Origin of the sequence: Demequina mangrovi, assembly GCF_000759715.1 — a bacterium.
Lineage (GTDB): Bacteria > Actinomycetota > Actinomycetes > Actinomycetales > Demequinaceae > Demequina > Demequina mangrovi.
Genome location: NZ_BBLU01000006.1, coordinates 196,705 through 207,197 on the forward strand (window position 1 = coordinate 196,705; position 10,493 = coordinate 207,197).

The following is a 10,493-nucleotide window of genomic DNA, read 5'->3' on the forward strand; positions in this document are numbered from 1 at the left end:
CGACCCTTAGGAAAGAGAAGACATGTCAGAGCGCATCGTGCTGGCCTACTCCGGTGGCCTGGACACCTCCGTCGCCATCGGCTGGATCGCGGAGGCGACCGGCGCCGAGGTCATCGCGGTGGCCGTCGACGTCGGCCAGGGCGGCGAGGACCTCGAGGTGATCCGTCAGCGCGCGCTCGACTGCGGCGCGGTCGAGGCGTACGTCGCGGACGCCCGCGACGAGTTCGCCGAGGAGTACTGCATGCCCGCCCTCAAGGCGAACGCGCTGTACCACGACAAGTACCCGCTGGTCTCGGCCCTGTCGCGGCCCGTCATCGTCAAGCACATCGTCAAGGCCGCCCGCCAGTTCGGCGCCTCGACCATGGCCCACGGCTGCACCGGCAAGGGCAACGACCAGGTGCGCTTCGAGGTCGGCATCGTCTCCATGGCGCCCGACCTCAAGTGCATCGCCCCGGTCCGCGACCTCGCGCTCACGCGCGACAAGGCGATCGACTACGCCGAGCGCAACGCGCTGCCCATCGCGACCACCAAGAAGAACCCCTTCTCGATCGACCAGAACGTGTGGGGCCGCGCCGTCGAGACCGGCTTCCTCGAGGACATCTGGAACGCGCCCACCAAGGACATCTACGACTACACCGACGACCCGGCCTTCCCGCCGGTGCCCGACGAGGTCGTCATCGAGTTCGCCAAGGGTGTCCCGGTGAAGATCGACGGCCAGGCCGTCACGCCGCTCCAGGCGATCGAGGAGATGAACCGTCGCGCTGGCGCGCAGGGCATCGGCCGCATCGACATCGTGGAGGACCGCCTCGTGGGCATCAAGAGCCGCGAGATCTACGAGGCCCCGGGCGCCATCGCGCTGATCGAGGCGCACAAGGAGATGGAGAACGTCACCATCGAGCGCGAGCTCGCGCGCTACAAGCGCCGCGTGAGCCACGAGTGGACCGAGCTGGTCTACGACGGCATGTGGAACGCGCCGCTCAAGAGCGCCCTCGACGCGTTCATCGAGGAGACCCAGGAGCACGTCAACGGCGAGATCCGCATGGTGATGCACGGCGGCAAGGCCGTGGTGACCGGCCGTCGCTCGGACACGGGCCTGTACGACTTCAACCTGGCCACCTACGACGAGGGCGACACGTTCGACCAGTCCGCGGCTCGCGGCTTCATCGAGATCTACGGTCTCGCGGCGAAGCAGGCAGCGGCGCGCGAGTCGCGCCTGGGCTGATCGCCTAGGGTCGTAGTCATCCGGCGGCCGCGCCCTCACCCGGGCGCGGCCGCCGCATCTTTCGAGCGTCAAGGGAGCAGGACATGGCAGGGGAGCAGGGCACCAACGAGGGCGCGCTCTGGGGCGGACGCTTCGAGGGCGGACCGGCGGCGGCGCTGGCGGCGCTGTCGAAGTCGACGCACTTCGACTGGCGCTACGCGGACGACGACCTGCGCGGGTCGATCGCGCACGCCCACGCCCTCGAGCGCGCGGGCCTCCTCACGGCGGACGAGTCGCGCGACATGTGCGCCGCGCTGGAGACGATGCGCGCGGACGTCGCCGCGGGCACGCTCCTGCCGGCCGAGTCCGACGAGGACGTGCACGGCGCGCTCGAGCGGATCCTCATCGAGCGCGTGGGCCCGGAGCTGGGCGGCAAGCTGCGGGCCGGCCGCTCGCGCAACGACCAGATCGCCACGCTTCCGCGCATGTACCTGCGCCGTCATGCGCGTGTCATCGCGAACCAGGTGCTCGACGTGGTCGATGCGCTCCTCGAGCAGGCCGACCGTCACCTCGACGCGCCCATGCCCGGGCGCACGCACTTCCAGCACGCGCAGCCTGTGACGCTCGGGCACGCGCTGCTCGCGCACGCGTGGCCGCTGCTGCGCGACGTCGAGCGCCTCACCGACTGGGACGCCCGCGCCGCGTTCTCGCCGTACGGCGGCGGCGCCCTCGCCGGCAGCACGCTGGGCCTCGACCCGGTCGCGGTGGCGGAGGAGCTCGGCTTCCTCGGCGCATGCGAGAACTCGATCGACGGCACCGCGTCGCGCGACGTGGTCGCGGAGTTCGCGTGGGTCGCGGCGATGATCGGCGTCGACCTGTCGCGCCTGTCCGAGGAGATCATCGCGTGGGCGACCGTCGAGTTCGGCTTCGTCACCCTCGACGACGCCTACTCGACCGGCTCGAGCATCATGCCGCAGAAGAAGAACCCCGACATCGCCGAGCTCACGCGCGGCAAGTCGGGCCGCCTCATCGGCGACCTCACCGGGCTGCTCTCGACCCTCAAGGGGCTCCCGCTGGCGTACAACCGCGACATCCAGGAGGTCCACGAGCCGGTCTTCGACGCCGTCGACACGCTCGAGACGATCCTCCCGGCCTTCGCCGGCATGGTCGACACCCTGGTGTTCCGCGTCGAGCGGATGGCGGAGCTGGCTCCCGCGGGCTTCTCGCTCGCGACCGACATCGCCGAGTGGATGGTGAAGAACGGCACGCCGTTCCGCGAGGCCCACGAGGTCGCCGGCGCGTGCGTGCGCCTGTGCGAGAAGCGGGGCAAGGATCTCCACGAGCTCACGCCCGAGGAGATGACCGCGATCCACCCGGACCTCACGCCCGGCGTGCTCGAGGTGCTCACGGTGCCGGGCTCGCTCGCCGCGCGCGACGGCGTCGGCGGGACCGCGCCGTCCCAGGTGGTGGAGCAGGGCAAGGCCGCGCGAGCGCGGGTGCGCCACTTCCGCCCGTGGACGGGGTCGCGGGCCTAGTCGTTCTCCTCGACGGCGACCTCGACCGCTCCGGTGAGCGCGAGCAGGTCGTCGTAGGCGATCTCGAAGACTGAGTGCGGCGTTCCGGCCGCGGCCCACAGCTCGCCGTGCTTCTTGAGCTCGACGTCGATGTACGTCGGCACGGGCTCGGGGTGGCCCACGGGGGCCACGCCGCCGATGGGCTGGCCCGTCGCGTCGCGCACGTCGGCGGCGGAGGCGCGGGTGATCGCACGCGCGCCGATCTGACGCGCGAGCAGGTCCGTGTCGACGCGGTGCGAGCCGCTGGTGAGGACGAGGATCGGACGCGCGTCCGCGAGGAAGACGAGGCTCGAGGCGATCGCCCCGACCTCGCAGCCGAGCGCCATCGCGGCCTCGGCCGCCGTGCGCGTCGAGTCGGTGAGCGTCCGCACCTGCGAATGCAGGCCCGCCGCGCCGAGGATGTCCATGATCTTCGCGCTCGAAGGATGCATAGCCCCACCGTAGCGCCGGTCGCTGTCGTACCCCAGGGGTAGCGTCGAAGACGGGCGGAAGGGGCACGCATGCATGGTCTGATCAGCGCGTTCGAGGTGTCGGAGGGTGCGCGCGCGGAGGTGGTCGCCGCGCTCGTCGAGGGGTCGCGGGGGATGCCCGGCAACCTGTCGTACGTCGTGGCCGAAGACGTCGAGAACGCCGGCGTGGTCTGGGTGACGGAGTTGTGGGAGTCGGAGGAGGCGCATCGGGCCTCGCTCGCGCTCCCGGAGGTCCAGGAGGCGATCGCAAAGGCGCGGCCGCACCTGCGCGGGATGCGGACGCGCGCCGTGACCCGCCCGGTGGCGGGAGCCGACCCGTGACCCGTGCTCGCCGGAGCGGAGATCGGCGGGGATAGCAGGTCGGACCCGCCGCGCGGAGGAAACCTCGGCGTCACAGGCGATCTGCCACGATGGCACGGTGACCCTCCTCGCCGATGCCGACGCCCGCCTGGACGCCATGATCGTGGACGCCGCGGCGCTGATCCGCTGCGAGTCGCCCTCGGAGGACCTCGCCGCGGTCGCGCGCAGCGCGGAGGAGACCGCACGGGTGATCGGAGCGAGGTTCGGCGAGGCTGGGCTGCCGTCCGAGCCGGAGCGGATCGAGATCGACGGCGTCGTGCATCTGCGGTGGTCCCTCGGCGACGGCCCGCGCCGCGTGATGCTCCTGGGCCACCACGACACCGTGTGGCCGGTCGGCACGCTCGAGCGGATCCCGTTCTCCGTGGTCGACGGCGTCATGCGGGGGCCCGGCTGCTTCGACATGATCGTCGGCGTGGTGCAGGCGGCGCACGCGGTCGCGATGCTCGCCGCGCGCGACGGCGCCGCCTCCGTCGACGGGGTGACCTTGCTCGTCTCCGGCGACGAGGAGGTGGGCTCGCTCACGTCGCGCGGCCTCATCGAGGACGAGGCGCGGCGGCACGATGCGGTGCTCGTGCTGGAGGCCGCGGGTCCCGGGGGCGCGCTCAAGACCGCGCGCAAGGGCGTCTCCTGGTACGAGCTCGAGGCGCGCGGCCGTGCCGCCCACTCGGGCCTCGAGCCGGAGCGCGGCGTCAACGCCGGCATCGAGCTCGCGCATCAGGTGCTCGCCCTGGCGCACGTCGCCGACACGGCCGCCGGCACCACCGTGACCCCCACGCGCGGCGTCATCGGTACCACCGGCAACACCGTCCCGGCGGCGGCGCGCGTGAACGTCGACGTGCGTGCCCGCACCGCCGCGGAGCAGGACCGGGTCGAGGCGCACCTCAAGGCGCTCGCGCCTGTCCTCGACGGAGCGGAGGTGACGGTCCACGGCGGTATCAACCGACGCCCGCTGCAGCGCGCCGACGCGGCGGCGCTGTACGAGCGCGCCGTCCGGCTCGCACCCTCGGTGGGCCTCGAGCTGAGCGAGATCGCGGTGGGAGGCGCCTCCGACGGCAACTTCACCGCCGGCGTCGGCACCCCGACGCTCGACGGGCTCGGCGCCGTCGGCGGGGGCGCGCATGCCAAGGACGAGCACGTGCTGGTCGCGCACATCCCCCCGCGCACGGCGCTGGTCGCGCTGCTCGTCGAGGACCTGATCGCGAGCCCCGCACGATGACGCGGGTCGAGCCGGACGTCGTGGCCGATGCCTGGGCGGACGCGCAGGCGGCTGCCGCACGCGCGGGGGTCGAGGTCCGGATCCTCGCACCGGCCGAGGCGCCCGCGGCGGCGGCGCTGCTCGAGCGGCTGTGGGCCGTGCCGGTGGTCGAGGCGCCGCTCATGGTCGCGCTGGCGCATTGCGGCGGCTACGTCGCGGGTGCGTTCCGCGACGGGAGGTTGGTCGGGGTCTGCGTCGGGCTCCTGGCACGGCCGCACGGCGAGGCGATGCACTCGCACGTCGCGGGGGTGCTCCCCGAGGAGGCCGGCGGCGGCGTCGGCACCGCGATGAAGCTCCATCAGCGGGCCTGGTGCCTCGACGAGGGGCTCACCCGGCTCACATGGACCTTCGATCCGCTCGTGGTGCGCAACGCGATGTTCAACACGCGACGCCTCGGCGCCGAGCTCACGGACTACCTCGTCGACTTCTACGGGCGCATGACCGACGGCGTCAACGCCGGTCAGGGGAGCGACCGCATGGTCGCGACGTGGCATCTCGACGCGCCGCTTCCCCGTGGCGACACAGGGGAGGTGCCGGCCGCATCGTCTGTCCCGACCGCATCGTCCGCAGTCGCGCACGAGGCGCTGGGCATCGGCCCCGGCGAACGCCCCGAGACGCGTCCGGTGCCAGCGGATGCCGAGGCCGTCGTCCTGTGCGTGCCCGCCGACATCGAGGACCTGCGTCGCCGCGACCCCGCCGTCGCCGCCGCCTGGCGCCCCGCCTTCCGCGATGCCATCCGGCCGCTGCTCGCCGGCGGGTGGCACGTCACCTCGGTCGCCCGCGAGGGCCGCTATCGATTGGAGAGACGATGAGGATCCGTCACGTCGCCCTGCACACGCTCGACCTGCCGCTGGTCGCGCCCTTCACGACGTCGTTCTCGACGCAGACGCATCGCCGCGTCCTCGTGCTCGAGCTGCATGCCGACGTCGACGGCGTCGAGGTGGTCGGCTGGGGCGAGTGCGGCGCGCTCACCGAGCCCGTCTACTCCGAGGAGTACCTCGCCGGCGTCATCGACGTCACCACCTCGTACCTGCTGCCGATGCTCTTCGCGGCGCAGGAGCGCGCGCCCCTCACCGCCGAGACGGTCGCGCACCACCTCGAGCGGATCGTCGGCCACCGGATGGCGAAGGCCGCCGTCGAGATGGCGGTGCTCGACGCGCAGCTCAGGGCGGCGAGAGTGTCGTTCGCCGACCACCTCGGCGTCACCCGCGACCGCGTGCCGTCGGGCGTCTCGGTCGGGATCCAGGACTCGATCCCTCAGCTGCTCGACACCGTGCAGGGCTACCTCGACGAGGGCTACGTGCGGATCAAGCTCAAGATCAAGCCGGGCTGGGACCTCGACCCCGTGCGCGCCGTGCGCGAGGCCCATCCCGACGTGCCGCTGCAGGTCGACGCCAACGCCGCCTACACGCTCGTCGACGCGAACCACCTCGCGAAGCTCGACGCGTTCGACCTCCTCCTCATCGAGCAGCCGCTCGCCGAGGACGACCTCCGCCAGCACGCCGAGCTCGCGACCCGCATGCGCACCCCGATGTGCCTCGACGAGTCCGTGGTGTCCGCGACCGCCGCCGCCGACGCGATCGCGCTGGGTGCCGCGCAGGTGATCAACATCAAGCCGTCGCGCGTCGGCGGCTACCTCGAGGCCCGGCGCATCCACGACCTCGCGTGTGCGCATGGAATTGCGGTGTGGTGCGGCGGCATGCTCGAGACCGGCATCGGCCGGGCCGCGAACGCGGCGCTCGCCGGGCTGCCCGGCTTCACGCTGCCGGGGGACATCTCGGCCTCCGACCGCTTCTACGCCGAGGACATCACCGAGCCCTTCGTCATCGAGGACGGGCACATCGCGATCCCCCGCGAGCCCGGTCTCGCGCGCGTGCCGGATCCGGACCGCCTGGCCGCGGCCACGGCATCGTCCTTCCAGGTCGAGGCACGCGGCTAGCCTGGCCGCGTGAACCCGTCCGTCTCCTCGCTGGCCTCCGCCGTCCGGGAGGCGCCGTCGCGGCTGGGCGCCACGCGGCTGGTCCTGATCGACGGCCCCGCGGGCTCGGGCAAGACCACGCTCGCCAACCGGCTCGCGGTCGCGCTCGGCGGGGCGGCCTCCGCCGGGGCGGGCACCTTCGACCCGGCGCGTCCGCTCGCGGACGATGCGCCGGTCCAGATCCTGCACGGCGACGACATGTACGAGGGCTGGGGCGGGCTCACCACGCTGGACCGCGTCCTCGTCGACCAGGTGCTCGGCCCGCTCGCGCGCGGCGAGGCGGGCGCGTTCCGGATGTGGGACTGGCATCGCTCCGCGCGCACCCATGTGATCCGCGTGCCCGCCAGGCTCTACCTCGTCGTCGAGGGCGTCGGGGTCGCGTCGCGCGCCGCCCGCGAGCTCGCGTCGCTCGTGCTCTACGCCGACGCGCCGTGGGAGACGCGCCTCGAGCGCGGCGTCGCGCGCGACGGCGAGGCCATGCGGTCGGAATGGCTCCGTTGGCATCCGCAGGAGGACGCGTATCTCCAGGCCCAGGGCGTCCGCGACGCCGCGGACGCGGTGATCGACGGCACCCTGCCGGTGCCCGAGTGAGCGGCGCCCGCTGCCCCGGGGTCCGCATGGTCCGTGCGAGGGTGTCCCCATGACCGCCGCCGCGATCCAGCGCCGCACGCTCATCGTCGTGTCCGCCGCCCAGATCCTGTCGGGCTTCGGTCTCGCCGCCGGCATCACCGTCGGTGCGCTCCTCGCGACCCAGGTGTGGGACTCGCCGGCCGCGGCGGGCGTGCCCGCGGTGGTGATGACCGTCGGCGCCGCGGGCTCGGCGCTGGTCATCGCGCGGATCTCCGAGCGCCGGGGTCGACGCGCGGGCCTGGGGAGCGGCTATCTCGCAGGCGCCGTCGGGGCGGTGGGGGTCGTGGTGTGCGCGCATCTCGGCACGCCCGCGGGCCTGCTCGCGGCCTTCCTCGTCTACGGCGCGGGCAGCGCCGCGAACCTTCAGGCGCGGTTCGCCGGCGCGGACCTCGCGCCCCCGCATCGCCGCGCGACCGCGATGTCGGTGGTGCTCATGGCGACCACGCTCGGTGCGGTGCTCGGCCCGGTCTCCGCACGGTGGAGCGGCGAGCAGGTCGCGGCGCGCGGGCTCGACCCGCTGCTGGGCTCGTTCGTCGTCGCCGCCGTCGCCTACCTGCTGGGCTCGGTGGTCCTCGTGACCGCGCTGCGGCCGGATCCGCTCCTCACTGCGCGCAGGCTCGGCGAGGAGGCGACAGGGCCGGGCGCCGGCGACCGGCCCACCGATGTCCGCGACTGGCGCGTCCCCGTGGCCGCCGGGATCGGCCTCATGGTGGTGGGGCAGGGCGTGATGGTCGCGATCATGACCATGACGCCGGTGCACCTCACCGCACACGATCACGGGATCGGCGCCGTCGGAGCCGTGATCGCAGCCCACGTCGCCGCGATGTACGTGCCGTCCCCGTTGTCGGGCTGGCTGGTCGACCGCTGGGGCCCGGCCCCCGTGGGCGGCCTCTCGGGGCTGGTCCTCATCGCCTCGGGCACGGTCGCGGCCGCCGGTGGAGCCTCGATCGGGCCGATCTCGGTGGCGCTCGTGCTGCTCGGGCTGGGCTGGAGCCTCGCGATGGTCGCCGGATCCGCGGTGCTCGCGACCCGCACCCCGGCCGCCCTGCGCCCCCGGCTCCAGGGAAGGGCCGATGCGCTCACCACGCTCGCAGGGGCGTCGGGCGCGGGCCTCGCGGGCATGGTCGTTGCCGAGGCGGGCTACGCGACCCTCGCCCTCGGCGGCGCGGCGCTCGCGCTGCTCGCCGTGCCGTTGGCGCTCGTGGTGCACGTGCGTGCTGGCACAATGGCCGCATCATGACTGAGCACCTCCTCGACGAGCTCGCCTGGCGCGGGCTGATCTCCCAGACCACCGGTGACGACGCGCTGCGCGAGGCGCTCGACGCAGGACCGATCACGCTCTACTGCGGATTCGATCCGACCGCGCCCAGCCTCCACATCGGCAACCTGGTGCAGATCCTCACCGTGCGCCGCTTCCAGCTCGCGGGGCACAAGCCGCTCATGCTCGTCGGCGGCGCGACCGGCCTCATCGGCGACCCGAAGATGGCGGGGGAGCGCACGCTCAACCCCGTCGAGGTGGTCCACCAGTGGGTCGAGCGCATCCGCGGCCAGATCGAGCCGTTCATGTCCTTCGAGGGTGACAACGCCGCGCGCATGGTCAACAACTACGAGTGGACCAAGGACATGTCCGCGATCGAGCTGCTGCGCGACGTGGGCAAGTACTTCCGCCTCGGCACGATGATCGCCAAGGACACCGTCGCCCGCCGGCTCAACTCGGACGAGGGCATCTCGTACACCGAGTTCAGCTACCAGGTGATGCAGGGCATGGACTTCCTCGAGCTGTACCGCCGCTACGGCTGCACGCTCCAGACCGGCGGCTCCGACCAGTGGGGCAACCTCACCTCGGGCACCGAGCTCACGCGCAAGGCGGAGGGTGTGAGCGTCCACGCGCTCTCGACGCCGCTCATCACCAAGGCGGACGGCACCAAGTTCGGCAAGACCGAGTCGGGCACGGTGTGGCTCGACGCGGCCATGACGAGCCCGTACGCCTTCTACCAGTTCTGGCTCAACCAGGCCGATGCGGACGTCATCAGCTATCTCAAGGTCTTCACCTTCCTCACGCGCGAGGAGATCGAGGCGCTCGAGGTCAAGGTCGCCGAGGAGCCCTTCCGCCGCGAGGCGCAGCGCACCCTCGCGTGGGAGGTCACGAGCCTCGTCCACGGCGAGGCCGCCGCGCAGGGGGCGGTCGACGCCTCTCAGGCGCTGTTCGGCCGCGGCGAGCTCGGCTCGCTCGACGAGGCGACGCTCGGCGGTTGCGCGCAGGAGCTCGGGGGAGTGGACCTCCCCTCGGGCGCGACCATCGTCGAGGCGCTCGTGACCGCGGGGATCGTGGAGTCGAACTCCGCCGCCCGCCGCGCGATCGGCGACGGCGGCGCCTACGTCAACAACGTGCGGGTGGACGATGCGGAGCTCGTCCTCGGCGCGGACCACACCCTTGCCGGCGGCTGGGTCGTGGTGCGGCGCGGCAAGAAGTCCGTGGGACTGGTGCGGCTCTCCTCCTAGTCCGGAGGCGCGTTGCGGTCATCTGCCAGGAGCGATGGCTGCGACACGCCCGAGATGCAGGCGATTTGACCGCGACTCGGGCGATGCGTACTGTTTCACCCCGTTGCCAACGACGGGAACGCCCGGCGGAGGACTGAAGAAGGCCCCGCGGGTGAAGCCCGAGCAACATCCTCGACACCGGCTGACAGCCTGACGCGTGCGTCATGGCGGGCCATGGAGAGGCGCTCTCGGAGCTCCCAGGACATCGGATCGGACGGAAACGCCGATTTGACAGAGCGGGAGCGGCGAGAGTAAGTTAGACGGGTTGCCTGGAGAGGCCGCCGCAAAGCGGGAGACTCACCGAGCAGCCAATCTGACGCTCCTGAAGTTGAGGGGTTCCGTCGAGCCGGAAAGGCCGCGGAATTCCTAGTTTCAGGGATCCGGATCGATGATCGGATAAACAAATCGGTAAACAAGCCGATTTGACTCCGAGAAATGATGCGGGTAAGATTGATCAGGTTGCCCCGAGCGAGATCCTGGGAAT

At 72.3% G+C, this 10,493-nt stretch carries 10 protein-coding genes; 9 read left to right on the top strand and 1 reads right to left on the bottom strand.

Annotated elements, in window-relative coordinates:
• The first annotated feature begins 22 nt into the window (after window positions 1-22).
• Together TR42_RS07610 and argH are read left to right on the top strand one after the other, a co-directional pair.
• Window positions 23-1,222, top strand: coding sequence for an argininosuccinate synthase (locus TR42_RS07610; RefSeq protein WP_042214526.1), 1,200 nt, complete (start codon window positions 23-25; stop codon window positions 1,220-1,222).
• Between the two features lie 83 nt (window positions 1,223-1,305).
• Window positions 1,306-2,736 carry an argininosuccinate lyase gene (argH, locus tag TR42_RS07615; protein ID WP_042214528.1) on the top strand — a complete coding sequence of 477 codons (1,431 nt, stop codon included), beginning with the start codon at window positions 1,306-1,308 and terminating at the stop codon, window positions 2,734-2,736.
• Here argH and TR42_RS07620 read toward each other — a convergent pair.
• Window positions 2,733-3,206, bottom strand: coding sequence for a YbaK/EbsC family protein (locus tag TR42_RS07620; RefSeq protein ID WP_042214530.1), 474 nt, complete (start codon window positions 3,204-3,206; stop codon window positions 2,733-2,735). The two genes, argH and TR42_RS07620, sit on opposite strands and share 4 nt — an antisense overlap.
• 69 nt (window positions 3,207-3,275) lie before the next feature.
• Here TR42_RS07620 and TR42_RS07625 point away from each other — a divergent pair, with 69 nt between their 5' ends.
• From TR42_RS07625 to tyrS, 7 genes are all read left to right on the top strand, one after another.
• Entirely contained in the window at window positions 3,276-3,566 is a 291-nt protein-coding gene (locus tag TR42_RS07625; protein ID WP_042214531.1) for a putative quinol monooxygenase, read from the top strand.
• Window positions 3,567-3,663: 97 nt separating this feature from the next.
• Window positions 3,664-4,821 carry a M20/M25/M40 family metallo-hydrolase gene (locus TR42_RS07630; protein WP_236623392.1) on the top strand — a complete coding sequence of 386 codons (1,158 nt, stop codon included), beginning with the start codon at window positions 3,664-3,666 and terminating at the stop codon, window positions 4,819-4,821.
• On the top strand, window positions 4,818-5,672 hold the full coding sequence (locus TR42_RS14805) for a GNAT family N-acetyltransferase (RefSeq protein WP_042214533.1): 855 nt from the start codon (window positions 4,818-4,820) through the stop codon (window positions 5,670-5,672). The genes TR42_RS07630 and TR42_RS14805 overlap by 4 nt, the downstream gene beginning before the upstream one ends.
• Window positions 5,669-6,799, top strand: a complete 1,131-nt coding sequence (menC, locus tag TR42_RS07640) for an o-succinylbenzoate synthase (protein WP_042214534.1) — start codon at window positions 5,669-5,671, stop codon at window positions 6,797-6,799. Before TR42_RS14805 ends, menC begins: the two co-directional genes overlap by 4 nt.
• A gap of 9 nt (window positions 6,800-6,808) precedes the next feature.
• Window positions 6,809-7,429, top strand: a complete 621-nt coding sequence (locus TR42_RS07645; protein ID WP_042214536.1) for a uridine kinase family protein — start codon at window positions 6,809-6,811, stop codon at window positions 7,427-7,429.
• A 49-nt stretch (window positions 7,430-7,478) separates the two neighbouring features.
• Complete coding sequence (locus TR42_RS07650) at window positions 7,479-8,708, top strand: MFS transporter (protein ID WP_042214538.1); 1,230 nt, start codon at window positions 7,479-7,481, stop codon at window positions 8,706-8,708.
• Entirely contained in the window at window positions 8,705-9,970 is a 1,266-nt protein-coding gene (gene tyrS / locus TR42_RS07655) for a tyrosine--tRNA ligase (RefSeq protein ID WP_042214540.1), read from the top strand. The genes TR42_RS07650 and tyrS overlap by 4 nt, the downstream gene beginning before the upstream one ends.
• Window positions 9,971-10,493 lie beyond the last annotated feature (523 nt).

What these genes read in the sequence shown, in the direction of transcription:
- TR42_RS14805 (WP_042214533.1), top strand. Translation starts at nt 4,818, where the DNA reads ATGACGCGGGTCGAGCCGGACGTCGTGGCCGATGCCTGGGCGGACGCG.
- argH (WP_042214528.1), top strand. Translation starts at nt 1,306, where the DNA reads ATGGCAGGGGAGCAGGGCACCAACGAGGGCGCGCTCTGGGGCGGACGC.
- TR42_RS07610 (WP_042214526.1), top strand. Translation starts at nt 23, where the DNA reads ATGTCAGAGCGCATCGTGCTGGCCTACTCCGGTGGCCTGGACACCTCC.
- TR42_RS07625 (WP_042214531.1), top strand. Translation starts at nt 3,276, where the DNA reads ATGCATGGTCTGATCAGCGCGTTCGAGGTGTCGGAGGGTGCGCGCGCG.
- TR42_RS07620 (WP_042214530.1), bottom strand. Translation starts at nt 3,206, where the DNA reads ATGCATCCTTCGAGCGCGAAGATCATGGACATCCTCGGCGCGGCGGGC.
- TR42_RS07650 (WP_042214538.1), top strand. Translation starts at nt 7,479, where the DNA reads ATGACCGCCGCCGCGATCCAGCGCCGCACGCTCATCGTCGTGTCCGCC.
- menC (WP_042214534.1), top strand. Translation starts at nt 5,669, where the DNA reads ATGAGGATCCGTCACGTCGCCCTGCACACGCTCGACCTGCCGCTGGTC.
- tyrS (WP_042214540.1), top strand. Translation starts at nt 8,705, where the DNA reads ATGACTGAGCACCTCCTCGACGAGCTCGCCTGGCGCGGGCTGATCTCC.